Source organism: Leisingera sp. SA32, assembly GCF_056033425.1.
Window position 1 is genome coordinate 147,455 of the sequence record NZ_JBVYHB010000004.1, and the last position, 22,487, is coordinate 169,941.

The 22,487-nt window shown below is 64.2% G+C and carries 20 protein-coding genes; 12 read left to right on the forward strand and 8 right to left on the reverse strand.

All coding sequences use genetic code 11. The annotated features are described in order from the left end of the window. Positions 1-81 precede the first annotated feature (81 nt). The gene (locus AC0IPL_RS08050) at positions 82-1,923 is read left to right on the forward strand and encodes a peptidyl-prolyl cis-trans isomerase (RefSeq protein ID WP_474273422.1); all 1,842 of its coding nucleotides are present in this window, start codon (positions 82-84) and stop codon (positions 1,921-1,923) included. A 15-nt stretch (positions 1,924-1,938) separates the two neighbouring features. After that, entirely contained in the window at positions 1,939-3,450 is a 1,512-nt protein-coding gene (gene trpE, locus AC0IPL_RS08055; RefSeq protein ID WP_474273424.1) for an anthranilate synthase component I, read from the forward strand. 110 nt (positions 3,451-3,560) lie between these two features. Here the strand turns inward: trpE and AC0IPL_RS08060 are convergent, their stop codons facing one another. Then, positions 3,561-5,288, reverse strand: coding sequence for a divergent polysaccharide deacetylase family protein (locus AC0IPL_RS08060; RefSeq protein WP_474273426.1), 1,728 nt, complete (start codon positions 5,286-5,288; stop codon positions 3,561-3,563). A gap of 193 nt (positions 5,289-5,481) precedes the next feature. Here AC0IPL_RS08060 and AC0IPL_RS08065 point away from each other — a divergent pair, with 193 nt between their 5' ends. The 7 genes from AC0IPL_RS08065 to lexA are packed head-to-tail and all read left to right on the forward strand — an operon-like array spanning position 5,482 to position 11,081. Then, positions 5,482-6,063, forward strand: a complete 582-nt coding sequence (locus tag AC0IPL_RS08065) for an anthranilate synthase component II (RefSeq protein WP_474273428.1) — start codon at positions 5,482-5,484, stop codon at positions 6,061-6,063. Then, on the forward strand, positions 6,060-7,079 hold the full coding sequence (gene trpD / locus AC0IPL_RS08070; protein ID WP_474273430.1) for an anthranilate phosphoribosyltransferase: 1,020 nt from the start codon (positions 6,060-6,062) through the stop codon (positions 7,077-7,079). Before AC0IPL_RS08065 ends, trpD begins: the two co-directional genes overlap by 4 nt. Then, positions 7,076-7,747 carry a uracil-DNA glycosylase gene (locus tag AC0IPL_RS08075; RefSeq protein WP_474273432.1) on the forward strand — a complete coding sequence of 224 codons (672 nt, stop codon included), beginning with the start codon at positions 7,076-7,078 and terminating at the stop codon, positions 7,745-7,747. Before trpD ends, AC0IPL_RS08075 begins: the two co-directional genes overlap by 4 nt. Further along, on the forward strand, positions 7,744-8,556 hold the full coding sequence (gene trpC / locus AC0IPL_RS08080) for an indole-3-glycerol phosphate synthase TrpC (RefSeq protein WP_474273434.1): 813 nt from the start codon (positions 7,744-7,746) through the stop codon (positions 8,554-8,556). The genes AC0IPL_RS08075 and trpC overlap by 4 nt, the downstream gene beginning before the upstream one ends. A gap of 16 nt (positions 8,557-8,572) precedes the next feature. After that, on the forward strand, positions 8,573-9,043 hold the full coding sequence (moaC, locus tag AC0IPL_RS08085; RefSeq protein ID WP_474273436.1) for a cyclic pyranopterin monophosphate synthase MoaC: 471 nt from the start codon (positions 8,573-8,575) through the stop codon (positions 9,041-9,043). After that, a complete protein-coding gene (locus AC0IPL_RS08090; protein WP_474273438.1) occupies positions 9,044-10,324 on the forward strand; it encodes a molybdopterin molybdotransferase MoeA in 1,281 nt (426 codons plus the stop codon). 40 nt (positions 10,325-10,364) lie between these two features. After that, positions 10,365-11,081, forward strand: a complete 717-nt coding sequence (gene lexA, locus AC0IPL_RS08095; protein WP_474273440.1) for a transcriptional repressor LexA — start codon at positions 10,365-10,367, stop codon at positions 11,079-11,081. 77 nt (positions 11,082-11,158) lie between these two features. Here lexA and AC0IPL_RS08100 read toward each other — a convergent pair whose 3' ends face one another. After that, positions 11,159-13,228: a ComEC/Rec2 family competence protein gene (locus AC0IPL_RS08100; protein WP_474273441.1), complete on the reverse strand. Its 2,070-nt coding sequence runs from the start codon at positions 13,226-13,228 to the stop codon at positions 11,159-11,161. Positions 13,229-13,307: 79 nt separating this feature from the next. Between AC0IPL_RS08100 and gltX the strand changes: the two genes are divergently transcribed. From gltX to AC0IPL_RS08115, 3 genes are all read left to right on the forward strand, one after another. Beyond that, positions 13,308-14,708, forward strand: coding sequence for a glutamate--tRNA ligase (gltX, locus tag AC0IPL_RS08105; RefSeq protein ID WP_474273443.1), 1,401 nt, complete (start codon positions 13,308-13,310; stop codon positions 14,706-14,708). Between the two features lie 128 nt (positions 14,709-14,836). Next, complete coding sequence (gene gltA / locus AC0IPL_RS08110; RefSeq protein ID WP_474273444.1) at positions 14,837-16,132, forward strand: citrate synthase; 1,296 nt, start codon at positions 14,837-14,839, stop codon at positions 16,130-16,132. 256 nt (positions 16,133-16,388) lie between these two features. Continuing rightward, positions 16,389-17,255, forward strand: a complete 867-nt coding sequence (locus AC0IPL_RS08115) for a calcium-binding protein (RefSeq protein ID WP_474273445.1) — start codon at positions 16,389-16,391, stop codon at positions 17,253-17,255. Between the two features lie 40 nt (positions 17,256-17,295). On the opposite strand, the gene AC0IPL_RS08120 is transcribed toward AC0IPL_RS08115, so the two are convergent. The 6 genes from AC0IPL_RS08120 to ccmE all read right to left on the reverse strand — a co-directional run bounded on the left by AC0IPL_RS08120 (position 17,296) and on the right by ccmE (position 22,448). Continuing rightward, positions 17,296-18,072 (reverse strand): enoyl-CoA hydratase-related protein, encoded by a 777-nt coding sequence (locus AC0IPL_RS08120; protein ID WP_474273447.1) that lies wholly within the window; start codon positions 18,070-18,072, stop codon positions 17,296-17,298. A gap of 104 nt (positions 18,073-18,176) precedes the next feature. Then, on the reverse strand, positions 18,177-18,656 hold the full coding sequence (locus tag AC0IPL_RS08125; protein ID WP_474273448.1) for a cytochrome c-type biogenesis protein: 480 nt from the start codon (positions 18,654-18,656) through the stop codon (positions 18,177-18,179). Next, entirely contained in the window at positions 18,653-20,617 is a 1,965-nt protein-coding gene (locus tag AC0IPL_RS08130) for a heme lyase CcmF/NrfE family subunit (protein WP_474273449.1), read from the reverse strand. The genes AC0IPL_RS08125 and AC0IPL_RS08130 overlap by 4 nt, the downstream gene beginning before the upstream one ends. A gap of 93 nt (positions 20,618-20,710) precedes the next feature. Then, entirely contained in the window at positions 20,711-21,295 is a 585-nt protein-coding gene (locus tag AC0IPL_RS08135) for a holin family protein (RefSeq protein WP_474273451.1), read from the reverse strand. Beyond that, positions 21,286-21,897, reverse strand: a complete 612-nt coding sequence (locus tag AC0IPL_RS08140; RefSeq protein WP_474273453.1) for a holin-associated N-acetylmuramidase — start codon at positions 21,895-21,897, stop codon at positions 21,286-21,288. Before AC0IPL_RS08140 ends, AC0IPL_RS08135 begins: the two co-directional genes overlap by 10 nt. Positions 21,898-22,004: 107 nt before the next feature. Beyond that, entirely contained in the window at positions 22,005-22,448 is a 444-nt protein-coding gene (ccmE, locus tag AC0IPL_RS08145) for a cytochrome c maturation protein CcmE (RefSeq protein ID WP_474273454.1), read from the reverse strand. Positions 22,449-22,487: the final 39 nt, after the last annotated feature.

Sequence of the window (22,487 nt, forward strand, 5' to 3'; positions counted from 1 at the left end):
GCGGGCAGCCGCGTATTCAGTCAACGGCATTTATTCCCGCCGGGGCCGGACCCCGCGGGACACTTCACGAAAGAGGGCATCATGGCCGCAGGCATGAAAAACCTATCAAAAACATTTGTCTGGATCCTGATGGGGATGCTGATCGTCGGCCTTGCCGGCTTTGGCGCGGTGAACTTCACCAGCTCGGCCTCCTCGGTTGCCCTTGTCGGCGATCAGGAGGTCCGCATCGCTGATTACGTGCGTGAGCTGCGCCGCGAGCAGCAGTCGCTGCAATCGCAGACCGGCCAACCGGTGACCGCGGGTCAGCTCAGCGCCTTTGGCATCGACCGCATGGTGCTGGGGCGGCTGATTTCGATTGCCGCGCTGGACCATGAAGCCGCGGAACTGGGGCTGTCGATCGGTGACGAAAACCTGATCGAGGAACTGTCCGCGATCAGTGCCTTTCAGGGCGTCGACGGGAAATTCGACCGCGAGGCTTACAGTTTTGCGCTCAACAACGCCGGGCTGACCGAAAAGGAATTTGAGGCCGACCTGCGCCGCGAAGCCGCGCGCACCCTGATCCAGGGCGCGGTATTGGCGGGTGCGGAAATGCCCGCCACTCTGACCAATACGCTGACAGATTACATCGGCGCGCGCCGCAGCTTCTCCTACGTGCAGCTGACTGCCGATGACATCGCGCTGACCGCCGAGGTGCCTTCGGACGAAACGCTGAAGGCCTATTATGACGCGCATCAGGATCAGTTCATGCTGCCGGAAACCAAACTCATCACCTATGCGGCGCTGCGCCCCGACATGCTGCTGGACGAAATCGAGATCCCGGCCGAAAACCTGCAACAACTGTTCCGCGACCGCGCCGACCAGTACCAGCAACCGGAACGCCGCCTGGTCGAACGTCTGGTGTTCACCAATGGAGACCGCGCCGCCAGTGCCAAGGCACAGCTTGAAACCGGTGGTGCCACCTTTGAAAGCCTGGTCGATGGCCGTGGTCTGACCCTTCAGGATATCGATCTGGGCGACGTGTCGATGGGGGATCTTGGCGCGGCTGGCGAGGAGGTTTTTGCAGCTGAGGTGGGCGATATCGTCGGACCGCTTCCGTCGGATCTCGGCCCGGCGCTCTACCGCGTGAATGGCCGTCTCGAAGCACAGATCACCCCGTTTGAGCAGGCTGAGCCTGAACTGCGCGAAGAGCTGGCCTCAGACCGCGCGCGTCGCCTGGTCGAAGCGCAATCGGAAGACATCGACGATCTGCTGGCCGGCGGCGCCACGCTGGAGGAGCTGGCAACCGAAAACGGGTTGGAGCTGGCCCAGATTCACTGGACCGGCGAGGACAGCGATGGCATCGCCGCCTATCAGGCGTTCCGCGCTGCGGCGGCCAAGGTCACCGAAGAAGATTTCCCCGAAGTGGACTTTCTTGAGGATGGCAGCCTCTTCGCCCTGCGCCTCGACGAGGTTCTGCCGGAGCGGCCCGAACCCTTCGCCGACGCCCGCGACAAGGTCCTGGCCGCCTGGCAGGCCGACCGCGTGGCCGCGGCACTGCGCGACCAGGGCGAAGCCGTGCTGGCGGCAGCTGAAAGTACGGGAAGCTTCGCCGAAGGCGCCGATGTCACGACCGAAAATGGCCTGACCCGCACCGCTTATCTCGAAACGGTGCCCGCCGATCTGCTGCCGCAGGTGTTTGAGATGGAACCGGGCGAGTTCCGCCTGGTGCAGGACGCGGCTTCCGCCGTGGTGGTGCGCCTCAACAGCACCCTGCCGCCGGCCGAAAACGACGACATGCAGCTGCTGTCCCAGGCCCTGCAGGCCCAGCTGAACCAGTCGCTGGGACAGGCGCTGTTCCAAGCCTATATGCAGGATGTGCAGACCCGCGCAGAACCCCGCATTGACCAGCAGGCGCTGAATGCAGCGCAGGCCAATTTCCAGTAACATAGGCGCAACTTCATGGCTCTGACCCCGGATTTCGACACATTTGCCAAGGCCTATGAGGCCGGCGAGAACCAGGTCGTCTACACCCGCCTGGCTGCCGACCTCGACACGCCGGTGTCGCTGATGCTCAAGCTGACCGGCGCACAAAAAGATGCGTTCATGCTGGAATCGGTGACCGGCGGCGAGGTGCGCGGACGCTATTCCATCATCGGCATGAAGCCGGACCTGGTCTGGCGGTGCCATGGCGAGCAATCCTCGTTGAACCGCTCAGCCCGCTTTGACGCAGAGGCTTTCTCGCCACAGGACGGCAACCCGCTGGACAACCTCCGGGCGCTGATCGCCGAAAGCCGGATCGCGCTGCCCGATGATCTGCCGCAGGCGGCGGCCGGCCTGTTCGGCTATCTCGGCTATGACATGATCCGGCTGGTCGAACACCTGCCGGACGTGAACCCTGATCCGCTGGGCCTGCCGGATGCGCTGATGCTGCGCCCCTCGGTCATTGCCGTGCTCGACGGTGTCAAGGGCGAGGTGACCGTCGTCTCACCGGTCTGGGTCAGCGATGGGCAGACTGCCCGTGCCGCCTATGCCCAGGCGGCGGAACGGGTGATGGACGCGGTGCGCGATCTGGAACGCGCCATGCCCGCCGAAAGCCGCGATCTCGGCGACGCTGATGAAGTCGCACCGCCCCAGTCCAACTTCACCAAGGACGGCTACATGGCCGCCGTGGAAAAGGCCAAGGACTACATCCGCGCAGGCGACATCTTCCAGGTGGTGCCCGCACAGCGCTGGACCCAAGAGTTCCGCCAGCCGCCCTTTGCGCTCTACCGCTCGCTCCGGCGCACCAATCCCTCACCCTTCATGTTCTACTTCAACTTCGGTGGCTTCCAGGTGGTCGGCGCCTCGCCGGAAATCCTGGTCCGCGTTTTTGGACAGGAGGTCACGATCCGCCCCATCGCCGGCACCCGCCCCCGCGGTGCCACGCCAGAGGAAGACAGGGCGTTGGAAGCCGATCTTCTGGCTGACAAGAAGGAACTGGCCGAACATTTGATGCTGCTGGACTTGGGGCGCAACGACACCGGTCGGGTGTCGAAAATCGGCACCGTGCGCCCGACCGAGAAATTCATCATCGAACGCTACAGCCACGTCATGCACATCGTCTCCAACGTCGTGGGAGAGCTGGCCGAGGACAAGGACGCGCTGGATGCCTTCTTTGCCGGCATGCCCGCAGGGACCGTCTCCGGTGCGCCCAAGGTGCGCGCGATGGAAATCATCGACGAGCTGGAGCCGGAGAAACGCGGGATCTACGGCGGCGGCGTCGGCTATTTCTCGGCCGGCGGCGACATGGACATGTGCATTGCCCTGCGCACAGCCATCGTCAAGGATCAGAACCTCTATATCCAGGCCGGCGGCGGCGTTGTCTACGACAGCGACCCGGAGGCAGAGTATATGGAGACCGTCCACAAATCCAACGCCATCCGCCGCGCCGCCGCCGACGCCGCCCGCTTTACCGCCAACGGCAATCGCTGACGGCGCACAGGGGCGCGTTGCTCACTGTTTCTTTCTGGTCCAAAATACTCGACTGCCGAAGGTACGGCGCCCCTTGGGGCGCCGTTTCACTTTGGCGACGGGGCGTCGTTTTACTTTGGCGGCAGTTTGGCCTCCAGGCTGGCCGAGACCGGCGCGAGCGCCACGCGGCTGGCCCGGTCCTGCAAGCCCCAGATCAGCAGTGCCGAAATCGTGTCCGGGCGCAGCCGCCCCAGCATGATGACCGCCCCTTCCTGCCCTGCCCGGAACGCCGCCTGATCCAGGAACCGCCGGATTGCCCGTGGATCTTGCCCCGCACCGTCAAAGTCGCGGAACACAACACCGGCCGGCACCCCGTCGCGCAGGGCCAGTTTCTGCACCGTGTTCAGCCCGCTGTTCTGCGTCACCAGCCCATAGCCGGCCGAGGCCGCCACCGCCGCCACCTGGTCGGCCAGCGCCCGGTTGCCCTGAACGCCGGTCTCAACGCCCTCCAGGATCGCCACGGCTTCGGGCAGCTGGCGGCGCCAGACCTCCAGCGCGGTTTCCGCATCTTGCGGAGCCGCATCGCGCGGCAGATCCGCCAGCATCAGAACCTCGAATCCGGCCGCCCGGCGCGCCGCCATTTTTGTTGTGGCGTCCGGATCGTCCGGGTCGATGGCAAAGCTCAAGGGATAGGGAAAATCGGCCAGCGCCTCCGCGCCGACAGCGCCGGTATCGTCAATCAGAACGATGGACATCAGCGGCTGTCCCGACGGGTTGGCAAACGGCTCGGCGTAAGCGGCGAACGGGAATGTCGCTGCCGCCGCGCTGTCCTGCGCCAGATCGTCCCGGTCCGTCAGCGGCACCACCGGGGTACCGATCTGCGGCGACAGGCTGGCGCTGGCGTCCGGCTGCGCGCTATCCGCCTGGGTGACCGGCGCATCATCAGGCCGACCCTCGTCGTCGGTTTTAGCGCCCGTGCCGGTTGCGTCAGGTAGTGTCGGCGTGGCACCGATCACCGGCAAGGTCGTGGCCCGCGGAGGCATCCCGATATCAGGTGCTTGCACCACCGCCTGCCCGGACGGGCCGGTGGCCGCGGTGCCGCTGTCGGGTTGACGCACCTCGGCCCGGCCTGTGTCCGGTCGTTCAGCCTGCGGAAGGTCCAAAGCCAGGGCGGGCGTCTCATCCGTCTCTGCGTCGGCTTCGCCCTGCAGTGTAATCCCGTCCGTTTCGCGGGTTGCGGGTGCCGGGGCCGGATCCGTCGCGGCCACGACTGCCGCTTCCGCGTCAGGTGCTAAAGGGGCACCCGGTTTTTGCAGCTTCGGCTGCGGCGGCTGCGCCTCAGAGGGCGCGTCCAGCCCTGGGGCGACGCCAATCTTTGGTGCGGACGGATCCCCGGTGGCCGGATCCGCAGCCACCTGCGGCCGCTGCGCGGGCGCCGTGTCGGCCGCGGCAAGGGCGCTCAGATCATCCGGTGACGCAGAAGTCTCCGGACCGGTCGGAAGGGCTTCGGCAAGATCCGCATCCCGTGGCTGCCCAGCGACGGGCGCATCCTCGGTCTGGTCTCCACCATTGGGCAACAAAGGCGTGGCACCGGTATCCGGTGCTGGTGGACGCGGCGCATCTGCCACCTGCCCCGCCTCGCGTTCCTTTGCGACCGGTGTCTCGGGCACCGCACCCTCCGCGGTCTCCTTGTCGGTAGCCTGGCCAACCTGGGATGGGCCTGGCTCTGTCTCTGCCGTATCGGCTGCCGGTTTGCCTGCGGTCAGTCGCTCTGGCAGCGGCACCGACAATGACAACATCATCAGCCCGCCCGCAGCCAGCAACGCTCCGACACTCACGCCGCCCAGAAATCCCCGCATGCCTGTTCTGCCTCTCGATCCGTATTGCCCGTGCCACGTCCGGCGGCGATTTCACCCGCGGGCCTGTTGCGGCCCGGCCCCGGTCAATCGCCTTTCCTGCCCTTGACGCTGCGCCTTATCCCTGAACATGTATGTTGCGACGACTATACTGCGGCGCGGCCCCCGCCCGCCACCCTTAAAAGAGCTCGCCAAGATGCTGCTGCTGATCGACAACTACGACTCCTTTACCTACAACCTTGTCCACTACCTCGGCGAACTCGGGGCGGAAATGGACGTGCGTCGCAACGATGCCATCGACGTTCAGGAAGCCATGGCCATGAAACCCTCCGGCATCCTGCTGTCGCCTGGGCCCTGCGACCCCAATCAGGCCGGTATCTGCCTGGCCCTGACCGAAGCCGCTGCCGAGACCCGCACGCCGCTGCTGGGCGTCTGCCTTGGCCATCAGACCATCGGCCAGGCTTTTGGCGGCAAAGTGGTGCGTTGCCACGAGATCGTGCATGGCAAGATGGGCGCAATGCGGCATAAGGATGTCGGTCTTTTCAAAGGCTTGCCATCACCATTTGATGCGACGCGCTATCATTCCCTGGTGGTGGAGCGCGAGACGCTGCCCGAGTGCCTGGAAATCACGGCGGAGCTGGAGGACGGGACGATCATGGGGCTTCAGCATCGCGAGCTTCCGATCCACGGCGTACAGTTTCACCCGGAATCCATCGCCTCTGAACACGGCCATGCGCTGCTCCAGAACTTCCTCGATGTGATGAAGGTGCCGGCATGAGCGACCAGTTGAAACCGTTGATCGGCGCCGCTGCCGAACGCGCCCTGACCCGCGCAGAGGCGGAGGAAGCCTTTACCCTCCTGTTCGAGGGCGAGGCCACGCCAAGCCAGATCGGCGGGCTGCTGATGGCCATGCGCACCCGCGGCGAAAGCGTCGACGAATACGCCGCCGCCGCCGCCGTGATGCGCGCCAAATGCAACCCGGTGAAGGCCCCCGCCGGTGCGATCGACATCGTCGGAACCGGTGGCGATGGCAAGAACACGCTGAACATCTCCACGGCCACGGCGTTTGTCACCGCGGGCGCAGGCGTGGTCGTCGCCAAACACGGAAACCGCAATCTCAGTTCGAAATCGGGCACTGCGGATCTGCAATCCCAGATGGGCATCAACGTGATGGTTGGCCCGCAAGTGGTTGAAAAGGCGATAAACGAGGCGGGCATCGGCTTTATGATGGCGCCCATGCACCACCCGGCGGTGGCGCATGTCATGCCCACCCGGTCGGAACTTGGCACCCGCACCATATTCAACATCATTGGGCCCTTGACCAACCCCGCGGGCGTCAAGCGTCAGTTGACCGGCGCTTTCAGCCGCGATCTGATCCGCCCGATGGCGGAAACGCTCAAAACCCTTGGGGCGGAGCGCGCCTGGCTGGTGCATGGTTCCGACGGCACGGATGAGTTGACGATCACCGGTGTCAGCTGGGTTTCGTCTCTTGAAGAAAACCAGGGTATCAACGACTTGGAAGTGCATCCTGAACAGGCTGGCCTGCCGGTTCACCCGTTCGAGGCCATCGTCGGCGGCACCCCTGAGGAAAACGCTGAAGCCTTCCGCGCCCTGCTCGCCGGCGCGCCCTCGGCCTACCGCGACGCGGTGCTGCTGAATGCGGCGGCGGCCTTGATCGTTGCTGGCCATGCTGCGGATCTGAAGGAAGGCGTGGCACGGGCCGCCGAGTCGATCGACAGTGGTGCGGCGCGGACCAAGGTTGAGGCGCTGGCCCGGATCACCTCAGCCGCATGACCGCGCTGCCGTCCGGGCTGGGCAACTGGGCCAAGCTGCCGTTTTTCGCCGATCACTGGCCGCGCATCTGCGCCGCCTTGCAGAGGGAAACGCGCACAGTCTTGCCGCCCGCGCCCCAACGCTTTGCAGCCCTTTCCCTAACCCCGCCTGAGGCCACGCGCGTGGTAGTCCTTGGCCAGGACCCCTATCCGACACCGGGTCACGCCCATGGGCTGGCCTTCTCGGTGGAACCTGACGTGCATCCGTTGCCACGATCATTGTTGAATATTTACAAAGAACTACGCGACGATCTTGGCTTCACACGCACCAATGGCGACCTGCGCGGCTGGGCGCAGCAGGGTGTCTTGTTGCTCAACACGGCCCTGACTGTACCCGCGGGCGCGGCCAATGGCCACAAGCACCTGGGCTGGCATCATCTGGTGCACCAGGTCCTGGCCCAGACCTCCGTGCGGCCCACCGCCTATATCCTTTGGGGAAATACAGCGCAAAAGCTTGAAAAACATATCAATCCGGGCGATCACCTGATCCTGAGATCGGCGCATCCCTCGCCGTTGTCGGCACGACGCGGCTTTTTTGGCTCCCGGCCCTTTTCGCAGGTAAACACTTGGCTCGCGGCCCGTGGCGAAGATACCATAGACTGGAACGCAGGAACGGAGGCACCGGCATGACCGATAATGTGCTCGACAAGATCAAGGCCTACAAGCTCGAGGAAGTGGCCGCTGACAAATCCGCCAAACCGCTGGAGGCGGTGGAGGCCGAAGCCCGCGATGCCACGCCGGTCCGCGGGTTTGCCCGCAGCCTGATGCGTGCCAACCGAACCGGGTACGGGCTGATCGCCGAGATCAAGAAAGCCAGCCCTTCCAAGGGCTTGATCCGCCCCGACTTCAACCCTGCCGAATTGGCGCAGGCCTATGAGGCAGGCGGCGCCACCTGTTTGTCGGTGCTGACCGACAGCCCCAGTTTTCAGGGCGCCAAGGCCTTTCTGACAGAGGCTCGCGCGGCCTGCGCGCTGCCCGCGCTGCGCAAGGATTTCATGTACGACCCCTATCAGGTGGTCGAAGCGCGCGCGCTCGGCGCTGACTGCATTCTGATCATTCTTGCCTCGGTCTCGGACGCGCAAGCACAGGAACTGGAACAATGCGCCTTTGAGTGGGACATGGACGTGCTGCTTGAGGTCCACGACGAGAAGGAGCTGGAGCGCGCCTGCCTGCTGAAATCGCCGCTGATGGGCATCAACAACCGCAATCTCAAGACCTTTGAGACCACGCTCGACACCACGCGCACCCTGTCGCGTCTGGTGCCGCCGGACCGCACCATCGTCTGCGAAAGCGGGCTGTCCACACCGCAGGATCTGGCCGACATGGCCCGCTATGGCGCGCGCAGCTTCCTGATCGGCGAAAGCCTGATGCGCCAAGACGACGTGGCGACTGCCACGCGCAAGCTTCTGGACAATCCTCTGACCCCAAACGCAATGTAAATCAAGGACCTACCAGATGGCTCTCACCCACTTCGACGCCCAGGGCGACGCCCATATGGTGGATGTCTCCGACAAGGATGTGACCGCTCGCATCGCCACCGCCGAGGGCCATGTCACCATGGCACGGGCAACCTTCGACATCGTCAGCGAGGGCCGCGCCAAGAAAGGCGACGTGCTGTCCGTGGCCCGGCTGGCAGGCATCATGGGGGCCAAGAAGACGCCGGATCTGATCCCTCTCTGCCACCCTTTGCCGGTGACCAAGGTCGCGGTCGACCTGACGCTGGACCCGGATCTTCCGGGCGTACGGATCGCCGCCACGGTCAAGACCACGGGCCAGACCGGGGTCGAGATGGAGGCGCTGACGGCGGTCTCCACCGCGGCGCTGACGGTCTATGACATGGCCAAGGCGGTGGACAAGGCCATGCAAATCGGCGGCATCCGGGTGACGCTTAAAGATGGCGGAAAGTCAGGAAAGTACGAGGCATAAATGATCCCCGTGAGCGAGGCGCGTGCGCAACTTCTTGCGCTGGTTCAGCAGCTGGAGACCGAGACCGTGCCGCTGGCCGAGGCGGCCGGGCGGGTGCTGGCCCAGGATGTCCAGTCGCACCGCGACCAGCCTCCCTTTGCCGCGTCTGCCATGGACGGCTATGCGGTCAACGCCGCCGAGGTTGAGCCACACGCCATGTTCAAGGTGATCGGCGAGGCTGCCGCGGGCCACGGTTTCGGCGGTCGGGTCGGCCCAGGTCAGGCGGTGCGCATCTTCACTGGCGCCCCGGTCCCGGAAGGGGCAAGTTTCGTTATCATCCAAGAGGATGTGAGCCGCAGTGGCGATCTTATCACCGTCACCGGCGTTCCCGGCGACAGCAGCCACATCCGTCCTCGCGGCGGCGATTTTCCCGCAGGCCGGACCTTGGCCGCACCGCGACTTCTGACGCCCGCCGACGTTGCCCTGCTGGCCGCAATGAATATCCCCTTGGTGCCCGTCACCCGGCGCCCACAGGTGGCGCTGATTTCCACCGGGGATGAGCTGGTGATGCCAGGCGACACCCCCGGCTCGGATCAGATCATCGTTTCCAACACGTTTGGGCTGAAGGCGATGCTCGAAAGCCTTGGCGCCCAAGCCCGCATCCTTCCGATCGCGCGCGACACTCAAAACGCCTTGCGCACTGCGTTTGAGCTGGCCGAGGGTGCCGACTTGCTGGTCACCATCGGCGGCGCCTCCGTGGGCGATCACGATCTGGTGGCGTCGGTTGCCGCTGAGCTGGGACTGGAACGGTCATTCTACAAGGTCGCGATGCGTCCGGGCAAACCCCTGATGGCCGGGCGGATGTCAGGGGCGGCCATGGTCGGCCTGCCCGGAAATCCGGTCTCCGCCATGGTTTGCGGTGAGGTGTTCCTGGCCCCGATGATCCGCGCCATGCTGGGCCTGCCCACCGCGCAGCCGCCGCTTCAGCAGGCAACCCTGGCCCACCCCTTGCCTGCCAATGGTCCACGGGAACATTACATGCGCGCACACGTGGATAAGGGGCACCTGCGCGCCTTTGAGAACCAGGACAGTTCGCTGCTGTCGGTTCTAGCCGACGCCAATGCGCTGCTGGTGCGTGCACCCCAAGACGGCCCTCGGCAGGCAGGAGAAAAAGTGCAGTACCTTACCTTCCTCTGTGAATGCGTCGCGGTCTTGCGTGGATGGGGGTGCACACGTGTCATCGCGCCACTCTGCTCAGCAACCTGCGGGAGACCTGTTGACACAAAACGGGAACATGACTAGAACAAAGCAAAACAATGCTCACGGCGCGGAGGGAGCGGCGATGCTCACGAAGAAGCAGCTTGATTTGCTGGAATTCATTCACAAACGGCTCCAGCGGGACGGTGTTCCGCCCAGTTTTGACGAGATGAAGGTGGCGTTGGATCTGCGCTCGAAATCCGGCATTCATCGGTTGATTACCGCGTTGGAGGAACGGGGCTTTATCCGCCGATTGGCCCACCGTGCCCGCGCCATCGAGATCCTGCGCCTGCCGGACAGCCTGGGCGGCAACGCCGAAGGCAACGCAAGCGGTACCGAGCCGAAGAGCTTTGCGCCCTCCGTGGTCGACGGCGGGAAAGCCTCTGCTCAGACCCGGTCGCAATCCGGCCACCGCGCTGCGGTGGACCTGCCGGTCATGGGGCGCATCGCCGCCGGCGTACCGATTGAGGCGATCAGCCAGGTCTCACACCAAATCACCGTGCCCGGTGGCATGATCTCCCCCAACGGCCAGCATTTCGCGCTGGAGGTCAAAGGCGATTCGATGATCGAAGCCGGGATCAACAATGGCGACATCGTGGTCATCCGCGAGACTGAGGCCGCCGACGATGGCGACATCGTCGTCGCCCTGGTCGAAGGTCACGAAGCGACGTTGAAACGCTACATCCGCGAGGGTGGCGTCATTGCGCTGGAGGCCGCAAACCCGGCCTATGAAACCCGCCGCTATCCTGAGGATCAGGTGCGGGTACAAGGGCTTCTGGTGGGGCTCATCCGCACCTACTGAGGTCCCGGTCACAACTCTCAGTTGCCACATAACCCGGTCGGTGGCGTTTGCCGCGTGTCCAGGTTGAGCGTTGATCGCTATCGTGTGGCTTGAAAAAGCTGTCGCAGACGTTGCACCTCTGTCCCTTCGGGCTGCCACCTCGTCCACAGGCGGTCACCCGACTGGCTGCGGGCTGTCATCAAGTGTCCGGCTGCGTCCAGGGCGATGCTGCCAGTCTGACGCAACACTTCAGGGCCCAGCAGCAAGCAGCCGACCGCAACGCCCGGATCTGCCTGGACTGTGGTCACGACGATATCCCCGTCAACGCATTCGGTGACGGCGGATAACTTTCGTTTTCCGGGTGCGTGTCGAACGCGAAGGCCTGCGTGCTGCCAACTGGGCAGTCCCGCGGCCAGGTCCGCCCAACGCGCCGCCGCCTGCGTCTGGGGGGCAGGGTCACCATCGTTCTCCAGCCAGATGCCGGCGGTAAAGGCCTGTCCTTTTGCCCGAGACAGGGCGCGGCCCTCGGCGGACATCGCCCCCACCAGCCCGCCACCATCCGCAATCAGCAGGACCGGCCGACCGTCCGCGTTCCAGAACAACAGCGCCAGCAACGCGGGGATCACACCCAGGGCCCGCAGCCGCCCCTGCCAGATCATCGCCGTCAGCATCCCCGCCGCAAACACCGGCAACACCCAGCCCGCTGGAACGGCAACATGGGACACCGCCCCCTCCAAGGCCGAAACCCGTTCGGCTATCAGAAGGATCCACTCCAGCCCCCATCTCATTAGCGTCAGGCCAAGACCTTCCAGGCCGATCGGGGCCAGACACAGCGCCAACACCGCCGCGGGCACCACCACCGTGCCCATCACCGGCACCGCCAGCAGGTTTGCCAGCAGTCCATAATGCGGCACCATGTTGAAATGTGCCGCAGCAAAGGGCGCTGTTGCCGCCCCCGCGACCGCGGAGGAAATCAGCAGCGCCACGACGGGTCGCAGCCGGCGCGGTCCCAGCGGCACGTGCGCCTGTCGCAACAAGTCGAAGGCCGCAACCAGGGCCGCCGTGGCCGCGAAACTCATCTGGAAACCGGGGCTCATCAGGCTTTCGGGCCGGCGCAGCAGCACGATCACGGCGGCCAGCGCCACCGCACGCAGGGTGATCGCACGCCGGTTCAGCAACACCGCCCCGAACATCACCGCCACCATGACAAAGGCGCGCTCCGTCGCGACATTCCCCCCCGAAACCGACAGATACAGGGCTCCGGCTGTCAGCGCCGCCAGCGCCGCCAGTTTCTTGACCGGCCAGCGGACGCCGACCCAGGGCAACAGGCACAACAGCAGCCGCATGGCGGCAAAAATGAACCCAGTGAGCAAGCCCATGTGCAGCCCGGAAATCGCCAGAAGATGCGCCAAGTTGCTGTGCCGAAGCGCATTCAGGCTTTGGCGGTCCACCGCGCTGCGGTCGCCAACGCTGATTGCAGCGGCAAAGCCGCCTGTCTTGCCGCCATTGCGCTGTTGCAGCTCCTGCGACAACCCTCGCCGCAGGCGGGCGACCGACAGACCCCGCGGCGGCGGCGCCACCAGCAGAACTGGCACGCGGCTATACCCGAGCGCCCCCAACTGCAGAAACCAGGCGTGGCGGCGGAAGTCGAAACCGCCCGGTTCACTTGGTCCCTGCGGCGGCAACAGATGCGCGGTTGTCATCACCCGCGCACCGGGTTCGGGCACCGCGCTGTCGCCCTTGAGCGAAATGCGCACCCGCGCCGGGGTCCGCTCTGGCGCCACCTCTGCCAAACGCACTTCGCCGAGCGTCAGCCGAATAGCGTCCGTCGGGGAGCGGTCCACCGCAAGGACCCTGCCCTCGACCGGCCCGTAATAGCGAAACTCCAGCACCGGGGCTGCCACCAGATGCGCGCGCGCAGCGGCAAGACACAGGCCTGCGGCAAACAGCGCGGGTGCCCAGAAAACGAAGGCCAGCGCCCGGCCGCAGGATGCGGCCGCCGCCAGCAGCAACGCCAACAGGGCCAGGGCCCAAAGAAGGCCAGAGCCCGGCTCATGCAATAATGAGAAATACAAACCGATCCCGGCGCCGAGGAAAACCGGACACCAGGGAAACAGATGACCTCGCTGCGCGTGCAGCTGGTCTGAGAGAACCGCAATCGGCCGCATGCTTGCCCCCCGCCTTCTGGCCCGGTAGACAGGCGGCAACTCTACGCCTCAGATGGTTTCCAAAAGGTAAATCCCGCTCATGACCAAACCGGTTGTCACCCGTTTCGCCCCGTCTCCCACCGGCTTTCTGCATATCGGTGGCGCGCGCACTGCGCTGTTCAACTGGCTTTATGCCCGTGGCCGCGGCGGCAAGTTCCTGTTGCGCATCGAAGACACGGACCGGGAACGCTCCACGCCGGAGGCAACCGAGGCGATCCTGCAAGGCATGGACTGGCTGGGCCTGGATCACGACGGCGAGGTCATCAGCCAATTCGAGCGCGCCGAGCGCCATGCAGAGGTGGCACAGCAGTTGCTGGCCGAAGGCAAGGCCTACAAGTGTTTTGCCACCCAGGACGAAATTGCCGCGTTCCGCGAACAGGCGAAGGCTGAGGGCAAATCCACCCTTTACCGCTCACCCTGGCGCGATGCAGACGCCGCAGACCACCCCGATGCCCCCTATGTGGTGCGCATCAAGGCCCCGCAGGACGGTGTCACCGTCATCAAGGATGAGGTCCAGGGCGACGTCACCATCCGCAACGACCAGCTCGACGACATGGTGCTGCTGCGTTCTGACGGCACACCGGTCTACATGCTGGCGGTTGTGGTCGACGATCACGACATGGGCGTCACCCATGTGATCCGCGGTGATGACCATCTGAACAATGCCGCCCGACAGATGATGATCTATCAGGCGATGGGTTGGGAGGTCCCGGTCTGGGCCCATATCCCGCTGATCCACGGACCGGACGGCAAGAAGCTGAGCAAACGCCATGGCGCCCTCGGCGCACAGGAATACCAGGCCATGGGCTACCCGGCGGCGGGGATGCGCAACTATCTGGCCCGCCTGGGCTGGAGCCATGGCGACGACGAGTTCTTTACCGACGACCAGGCCCGCGAATGGTTCGACTTCAACGGTATTGGCAAAAGCCCGGCCCGGTTCGACACCAAGAAGCTGGAAAACCTGTGCGGGCAACACATTGCCATCAGCGGTGATGCTGCACTGCGGCACGAAATTAGCGCCTATCTGGCAGCCGCCGGGGAACCTGCCTTGACTGACGCACAGTCACAAGGCCTTGAAACGGCGATGTATTGCCTCAAGGATCGGGCGCGCACCTTTCCTGAACTTCTTGAAAAGGCGCATTTTGTCCTGGCATCGCGGCCGTTGGAGCGCGACGCTAAGGCGGAAAAAGCCCTTGCTTCTGTATCCGATGGTATACTGGAAGAATTGACGCCGCAGTTGCAAAATGCTAGCTGGGTCCGTGACGATCTGGAGGCGCTTCTGAACGCATTTGCAGAAGCCCATGATACCAAGTTCGGCAAGCTGGCAGCCCCTTTGCGGGCGGTACTGGCGGGCCGGGCGGTAACGCCTTCGGTGTTCGACATGATGCTGATTCTGGGCCGTGAGGAAACCCTCGCCCGGCTCGCTGACGCGACGGGCTGACCCCGGTCTTCATACTCGGGTAAGCCTTCTATTGATACGACAACTCCTGCGCGACACCGCGCAGGCGCTGCCCTGCATGGATCCGCCGCTTTCGGCGGTTTTCGTGCCTGCAACAGGAAGGGACATCTATGACCGAGACCAAGAAATCAGCCACGCTCAGCCTCAATGGTCAAACCTACGAGCTGCCCATTTTCTCGCCAACGGCCGGGCCCGATGTCCTCGACATCCGCAAGCTCTATGCACATGCAGGCGTGTTCACCTATGATCCGGGCTTCACCTCGACCGCGAGCTGCGACAGCACCATCACCTATATCGATGGCGACGAAGGCATTCTGCTGCACCGTGGCTATCCGATCGACCAGCTGGCGGGGAAATCCCATTACCTCGAGGTCTGCTACCTGCTGCTCTATGGTGAACTGCCGACCGCGACCCAGCTGGAAGATTTCGAGACCCGTGTGACCCGTCACACCATGGTGCACGAGCAGATGCACAACTTCTTCCGCGGGTTCCGTCGCGACGCACACCCGATGGCAACCCTGGTTGGTGTTGTCGGCGCGATGTCCGCGTTCTACCACGACTCCACCGACATCTCCGACCCGTGGCAGCGCGAAGTTGCGGCGATCCGTCTGATCGCTAAACTGCCGACCATCGCAGCAATGGCCTACAAGTATTCGATTGGCCAGCCGTTCGTCTATCCGCGCAATGATCTGGATTACGCGGCGAACTTCCTGCACATGTGCTTCTCGGTCCCGGCCGAGGATTACAACGTGAACCCGATCCTCAGCCGTGCGATGGACCGGATCTTCACGCTGCACGCCGACCATGAGCAGAACGCCTCCACCTCCACCGTGCGTCTGGCATCTTCCTCGGGTGCCAACCCCTTCGCCTGTATCGCAGCCGGCATTGCCTGCCTGTGGGGACCTGCCCATGGTGGCGCCAACCAGGCCTGCCTGGAGATGCTCAAGGAAATCGGCACCGTTGACCGGATCCCCGAATTCATTGAACGCGCCAAGGACAAGAACGATCCGTTCCGCCTGATGGGCTTTGGTCACCGCGTGTACAAGAACACCGATCCGCGCGCCAAGGTGCTGAAACAGTCCGCGGATGAGGTTCTGGAACTCCTGGGCGTCGAGGACAACCCGCTGCTGCAAGTCGCCAAGGAACTCGAGCGTACCGCGCTGAACGACCCCTACTTCATCGAGAAGAAGCTGTTCCCGAACGTCGACTTCTACTCCGGCATCATCCTCGAGGCGATGGGCTTCCCGACCTCGATGTTCACCCCGATCTTTGCGCTGTCGCGCACCATCGGCTGGATTTCCCAGTGGAAGGAAATGATTGCGGATCCGCAGAACAAGATCGGCCGTCCGCGCCAGCTTTACCTTGGCGAGACCGAGCGCGACTACATCGATATCGAAAAACGCTGAGCCTGCACTGTTCAAACTGTTTCAACGCCCCGCAGATTGCGGGGCGTTTTCCGTTTCGAGCCCCTGGGACAAAGCCTGTGAAATTCACCGGACTGTTCTTAGACAGGGGATAATACCGTCTAAAATTTGACACAAAATATTGAGAGCATTACGTATTTCTGCGGGCCGCGACGGGTTGCGCCATCTCCTGCATGATCCGCCTCGGACGGGGGTGTCCGGGTTGTAGCCGGATCGGATTGTTTGAAGGAACTCTTTGATGGAACTATTAATCCTGCTGACGCTAGGCCTTGCTGTCGGTCTCGGAATGGCAATTTTCGACGATGATGACGACGAGACCAGTGGCGCTGTCGCCGATGAAACCGAATTGGAACCCAGCGAGGCCTCGGACACGCTGATCGGCAGCGAAGAGGACGATGTCATCTTTGCCGGCGAAGGCGACGACCTGATCGAAGGCCGCGGCGGTGACGACCGCATGTTCGGCCAAGAGGGCGACGACTTCGTGACCGGCGGCACTGGCGACGACTTCATGCGCGGTGGCAGCGGCAATGATGCCATCCTCGACCACGAAGGCGCCGACACCATTTGGGGCGACACCGGCAATGATACGATCGTCGCGACCAGCGCGCTGGACGGCGAGGAAATCGGGCAAATGGCCCGCGACATCGCTGACGAACTGGCCGCAGGTGGCGATCCGGACCTGACCGATGAAGACCTGCAGGCACTGCTGCACGTCGATGACGGGGATACCGATGATGATGCGGACAGCGTCCACGCCGGCTATGGCGATGACGTGGTGATCGCGGGCGACGGCGACACTGTCACCCTGGGCGAGGGGGCCGATACGCTGGCGCTCGGCGACTGGATGGATGCCAGTGACGACCCGGTGATTCTGACTGACTTCACCCAAGGTGAGGATGTGATCGTCTACTCCCATGACGGCGAGGGGCCCATGCCGCAGCTGTCGGTCATGCGGATCGAAGATGGCTCCGGTAACGGCGAGGGATCTGCGCTCGTCTTTGCAAACAATTCGCTGATTGCCCGAGTGCCGGGGGCCGGCAACAGTTTGACAGTCAGCGATATTTCGATTTTCGATCGGACAGAGTCGCCGCTGCTGACACTGTGAATAAGCCGGGGTCTCGACCCCGGCTCTGATTGGTCAACCCTCAGCGCCCCTCGAATTTCGCGGGGCGCTTTTCCATGAAGGCGGTGACCCCTTCCAGGAAGTCGCGGCTCTTGCCGCAAATGCCCTGCAAATGAGCCTCCTGCTGCAACTGTTCGTCCAGCGTGTGGCCATAGCTGTCGCGCAGCGCTGTCTTGGTGGCGGCAAAGGCCTTGCTCGGCCCGCTGGCCAGGTATTCGGCCCGCGCGCGCCAGTGGGCGGCGAAATCGGCGTCCGGCACCGCTTCCCAGATCATGCCCATGTCGCTGGCGTCGCGCGCCGTGATGCGCTCGGCGAACAGCGCCGCGCCCATCGCCTTGGCCAGACCGATCTGGCGCGGCAGAAACCAGGTTCCACCCGCATCCGGGATCAGACCTATCTTGGAAAACGCCTGCATGAAAAATGCGCTCTCGCAGGCGATGACCACATCCGCCGCCAGCGCCAGGTTGGCCCCTGCCCCGGCCGCGGCACCGTTCACCGCTGCGACCACAGGCACAGGGCAATCATAGATCGCTTGCAGCATCGGCAGGTATTCGTCGCGCAGCGTGCGCTCCAGATCCAGCTGTCCGCCGTTGCCCGCATCACTCAGATCCTGGCCCGAACAGAAGGCATCGCCTGCGCCGGTCAGCACCACCGCACGGGCCTCAGCCGCGGCCTGTTGCATGGCGTGGGTGATCTCAAGCCGCATCCGGCTGGTCAGCGCGTTCTTGCGCGCCTCGCGGTTCAGGGTGACAACCGCCAGCCCGTCCTCCAGTGAAAACAGGATTTCCTTATAGTCCATCGGCGCGCCTCATCTGTTGCAGTCCTGTGAGCGGGAGCGATACGCTCCGCCTCGTTCGCACCATGGTGGCGCAAAGCCTCTGAGCACGAAAGCCCAACCCGGCGTCACTCCTCCAGGATTTTGCGCAGCCGTTCCTGTTCCTCGGTGCTCAGGGTCTGTTCGCTCTGCTTTGGTGCCCGTGCGCGTCCACGCACGTAAACCACACCGATGAGCAGCGCCGCCAACAGCATCAGCGGCCCCGCCGCCCACAGCAACCAGTTGGCGCCGCTGATCGCCGGGCGCAGCAGGACGTATTCGCCATAACGGTCGACGATGAAGTCCAGCGCCTCGGTGTCACTGTCTCCAGCCACCAGCCGCTCGCGCACCAGAAGGCGCAGATCGCGGGCGAGTTCGGCGTTGGACTCGTCGATACTCTCGTTGCGGCAAACAAGACAGCGCAGCCCTTCGGACAGATGCCGCGCGCGCTGCTCCAGAACCGGATCGTCCAGCACCTCGTCGGGCTCCACAGCCAGAGTTGGTGCCGCCAGCAGGCACAGCAGCGCAGGGACGACCAGCGCCAGGGTTTTCAGCCGATGCAGGATCATTCTGCCGCGACCCCCGTAGTCGGTGTCTTGCGCGCGCCAGCGGCGACGCGGAACCGGCGATCGCTCAAGCTCAGCAACCCGCCAAGCGCCATCAGGATGGCGCCCGCCCAGATCCAGTTGGCCAGGGGTTTGATATAGGTCCGCATGGTCCAGCCGCCATCATCCTGCCGGTCGCCCAGCACCACATAAAGATCGCGCGTGACCCGGTAGTCGATCGCCGCCTCGGTGGTGGGCATTTGAGCCACGGGATAGTCACGCTTTTCCGGGAACAGCACGGCCTCTTGGCGGCCGCCCCGGGTGATTTCCACCCGGCCCTTGGTGCTATAGTAGTTCGGCCCCTGTTCGCGGCCGACATCCTTCAGCACCAGCTCATAAGCGCCAACCGTGAACGGCTCGCCCAGATAGGCGACACGAATGTCTTCCTGCTCCCAGGCGGTCAAACCCGCAATGGCAAAGATGGTGATACCCAGCCCGCCATGCGCCACGGCCTTGCCCCAGTCGGCCCGCGGCAGGCGCAGCATACGCTGCAAACGCGCGCTCTTTCCGCTGCGCATCCACAGGTCCGTCAGCGCCCCAAAGACCACCCAGGCCCCCAGGAACAGCCCGACCGGTCCCAGCGCACTGCGCCCGGTCTGCATCGCCCAGGCCAGCACCCCCAGCGACACCGCCAAAACAAACACAAACCGCAGCTGCCACGCCGCGCGAACCACCCTGCCCCGTTTCCATGGCAACATGGCACCCACCGGCAGCAGCAGTCCCAGAACCACCATGAAGGGGATGAAGGCCGAATTGAAGAACGGCGGGCCCACGCTGAGTTTGCGGTCAAACAGCATCTCCGCCACGATCGGCCAGATAGTGCCAAAGAACACCACGAAACAGCTGACCGCCAGCAGGATGTTGTTGGCAACCAGCGCGCTTTCGCGGCTCAGCACGCCAAAGACGCCCTTGGCTTCCATCGCCTGTGCGCGGGCGGCAAACAGCGTCAGTGCGCCGCCGGTGAAGAACGCCAGGATCATCAGGATAAAAACCCCGCGTTCGGGATCATTGGCAAAGGCGTGCACGCTGGTGATGATGCCGGAGCGCACGATGAAGGTGCCGATCAGCGAGAAGCCGAAGGCCAGGATCGCCAGCAGGATGGTCCAGCTTTTCAGCGCCTCGCGCTTTTCCACCACAATGGCTGAATGCAGCAGGGCCGCCGCCAGCAGCCAGGGCATGAAGGACGCGTTTTCCACCGGGTCCCAGAACCAGAAGCCGCCCCAGCCCAGCTCGTAATAGGCCCACCAAGACCCCAGTGCGATGCCGATGGTCAGGAAAATCCAGGCCGCCAGCGTCCAGGGCCGCACCCAGCGCCCCCAGGCCGCATCCACGCGCCCCTCGATCAGCGCGGCCACCGCAAAGGAGAACGCCATGCTGAGCCCGACATAGCCGAGGTACAGAAACGGTGGGTGAAAGGCGAGACCGGGGTCCTGCAACAGCGGGTTCAGATCCTGCCCGTCAAAGGGCGGCACCAGCAGCCTCAGAAACGGGTTCGAGGTGAACAGGATAAAGGCAAAGAAGGCCACACCGATGGCCGCCTGCACCGCCAGCACCCGCGCCTTGAGCGTCGGCGGCAGCCCACCACCAAAGACCGACGCCAGCGCGCCAAACAGCGCCACGATCAGCACCCACAACAGCATGGAGCCCTCATGATTGCCCCAGGTGCCCGAGATCTTGTACAGCATCGGTTTTGCCGAATGGCTGTTGAGCGCCACCAGCTTGATCGAAAAATCGGAGGTCACGAAGCCCCACATCAACGCGCCGAAGGCGAAAGCGGTAAACAGAAACTGCGCCTGCGCCGCCGGTTCCGCCACGGCCATCCAGCCGGGCCAGCGTTTCTGAGCGCCAATCAGCGGTACCACCATCTGCACGATGGCAATCATGAAGGCGAGGATCAATGCAAAGTGGCCAAGCTCGGTAATCATGGGGTCTCCTATCCGCCGGACTGCTATACGCTGCTGCGTCCCTCGCGCCAATGCCAATCGCCGCGCCACGCCGCCGCAGCCGCGCAAATGTGATCAGCCGCGCCGCGCTTTCCAGGCCTCAAGCGCCGGGTTTTCCTCTGCCTTTACCGCCGCCAGCCTGTCGGCCGCATCATGGTGGGTGGCAGCCCTGCCGGGGCTGCCTGGGCCGTCCGCGCGCAGGCGATTGAGCGTGGCAATGTTCTCGACTGCCTGCGGCACCCGCGCCATGCTGGCCGCCAGCCCCTGCTGGAACGCCTGGGTTTTCACCTGATGGCGCGCGCCAAAATAGAAAGAGACCACCGCTCCCAGGAGCCACCACAGAGGCTCCGGCACCAGGGCCAGGCCCTGCATGCGGGTGGCGAACCAGACCGGATCCACCAAAGCCGACACCAGCAGCCCCAGCGTTCCCAGCGCCAGCATCGGTCGCGGCAGCCGGTTCACCCCGTCCATGAAGCGGTCAAAACGCCCGACGGCGGGGCGTCCGAACTCTGCGCCCAACTGCGACAGCGCCGCGATCTGCACGGCATGTGCACGCCGCGCGCTGCCTTCGGCGTTCTCGCGAAACACCTCTGCGGTCTCGCGCAGGACGTTGCGGCGGCTGCCGAAGACCAGTGCCAGAATGTCGGTGATCAGGCCCATGCTGCGGTCCTTTGCTGAAATGCCTCAAGGCTCAGGTGATACTTCGGCGACAGAAATGACTCGGCCCGGCGGATCCAGCCGCCCTTGCCCCCTGCACGGGTGCGGGCGTACTTGCGGCTGGCCGGGCGTCGGTCCGCAAGCCGGAAGTAATAGTTGCGCCGTGCCACCCCATAGGCATCGCGCAGCGCCAGCGCATCAACCTCTGCCGCCTGTCGTGCGGCGCCTGCGGTCTGCGGTCCGATGGCGCCATCGACAGTCACGGCGTAACCCATCTGCCGCAACAACTGCTGCAAAATGCGCACCGCATTGCTGCCCGCGTTCACATACATGTCAAAAACCGACGCCTGCACGACAGCTGGCAGCGTGCCGATCCGCGGTGCCTCGAAATAATGCCGGATAAAGATCCGCTCGGCGTCGGCCGGGGTGAGCGCTTGGACATCCGCCACATCCACCCGACCATCGCCCGTCTTGTCCAGCCCCAGCCGACGGAGGGTTCCGATGGTCACCCCGTGGTTGGTGGCCCCGCCGGGGTCGTCGGGATCATTTACAAAGCCGCCTTCTCGCGCCACGATCTCAGCGGCGATTTCCTGAACAGTCTGCATCGCACCTCACCATAATTTGGGCGCGATAACACTGCCATGAAAGACCTAAGACCCGCTGAGACCACCGTACGCCCCAGGCGCAACACGTCTGGCTCCGTACCTGTGGGTCAGCTTTCGGGCGCTTGGTAGACGCCCTGTTCCTTCAGCGCGTCCACGACCTCTTTTGGCATGTAGGTCTCGTCATGTTTTGCAAGAATTTCGGAGGCTTCAAAGACGCCATTAACGTAGCGACCGGTGCCGACCATGCCCTGGTTCTCCTCGAACAGATCTGGCAGCACACCGGTATAGGCCACCTCCACCGTGGCGCCGCCATCGGTCACTGCAAAACGCACCGTTTCGCCCTGGCCGCGCACAAGCGAGCCCTCGGCAACCAGCCCGCCGATGCGGAACACCTCGCCCGGCTCCGGCGGCGCTTCGGCCACCTGGCTGGGCGAGCGGAAATAGTTGATCCCGTCGCGCATCGCATAGCCGATCAGGGCGGTAGCGACGATCAAGGCCACCGCCGAAAGGGCGACGACCTGGATACGGCGCTGTTTCTTCAGGTTCTTCATGATGTCCTCTGGTCATGCCCCGCCCGGCGGAATGGCAGC

Coding starts and splice junctions, on each gene's coding strand:
- AC0IPL_RS08050 (WP_474273422.1), top strand. CDS start 82: ATGGCCGCAGGCATGAAAAACCTATCAAAAACATTTGTCTGGATCCTG.
- trpE (WP_474273424.1), top strand. CDS start 1,939: ATGGCTCTGACCCCGGATTTCGACACATTTGCCAAGGCCTATGAGGCC.
- AC0IPL_RS08060 (WP_474273426.1), bottom strand. CDS start 5,288: ATGCGGGGATTTCTGGGCGGCGTGAGTGTCGGAGCGTTGCTGGCTGCG.
- AC0IPL_RS08065 (WP_474273428.1), top strand. CDS start 5,482: ATGCTGCTGCTGATCGACAACTACGACTCCTTTACCTACAACCTTGTC.
- trpD (WP_474273430.1), top strand. CDS start 6,060: ATGAGCGACCAGTTGAAACCGTTGATCGGCGCCGCTGCCGAACGCGCC.
- AC0IPL_RS08075 (WP_474273432.1), top strand. CDS start 7,076: ATGACCGCGCTGCCGTCCGGGCTGGGCAACTGGGCCAAGCTGCCGTTT.
- trpC (WP_474273434.1), top strand. CDS start 7,744: ATGACCGATAATGTGCTCGACAAGATCAAGGCCTACAAGCTCGAGGAA.
- moaC (WP_474273436.1), top strand. CDS start 8,573: ATGGCTCTCACCCACTTCGACGCCCAGGGCGACGCCCATATGGTGGAT.
- AC0IPL_RS08090 (WP_474273438.1), top strand. CDS start 9,044: ATGATCCCCGTGAGCGAGGCGCGTGCGCAACTTCTTGCGCTGGTTCAG.
- lexA (WP_474273440.1), top strand. CDS start 10,365: ATGCTCACGAAGAAGCAGCTTGATTTGCTGGAATTCATTCACAAACGG.
- AC0IPL_RS08100 (WP_474273441.1), bottom strand. CDS start 13,228: ATGCGGCCGATTGCGGTTCTCTCAGACCAGCTGCACGCGCAGCGAGGT.
- gltX (WP_474273443.1), top strand. CDS start 13,308: ATGACCAAACCGGTTGTCACCCGTTTCGCCCCGTCTCCCACCGGCTTT.
- gltA (WP_474273444.1), top strand. CDS start 14,837: ATGACCGAGACCAAGAAATCAGCCACGCTCAGCCTCAATGGTCAAACC.
- AC0IPL_RS08115 (WP_474273445.1), top strand. CDS start 16,389: ATGGAACTATTAATCCTGCTGACGCTAGGCCTTGCTGTCGGTCTCGGA.
- AC0IPL_RS08120 (WP_474273447.1), bottom strand. CDS start 18,072: ATGGACTATAAGGAAATCCTGTTTTCACTGGAGGACGGGCTGGCGGTT.
- AC0IPL_RS08125 (WP_474273448.1), bottom strand. CDS start 18,656: ATGATCCTGCATCGGCTGAAAACCCTGGCGCTGGTCGTCCCTGCGCTG.
- AC0IPL_RS08130 (WP_474273449.1), bottom strand. CDS start 20,617: ATGATTACCGAGCTTGGCCACTTTGCATTGATCCTCGCCTTCATGATT.
- AC0IPL_RS08135 (WP_474273451.1), bottom strand. CDS start 21,295: ATGGGCCTGATCACCGACATTCTGGCACTGGTCTTCGGCAGCCGCCGC.
- AC0IPL_RS08140 (WP_474273453.1), bottom strand. CDS start 21,897: ATGCAGACTGTTCAGGAAATCGCCGCTGAGATCGTGGCGCGAGAAGGC.
- ccmE (WP_474273454.1), bottom strand. CDS start 22,448: ATGAAGAACCTGAAGAAACAGCGCCGTATCCAGGTCGTCGCCCTTTCG.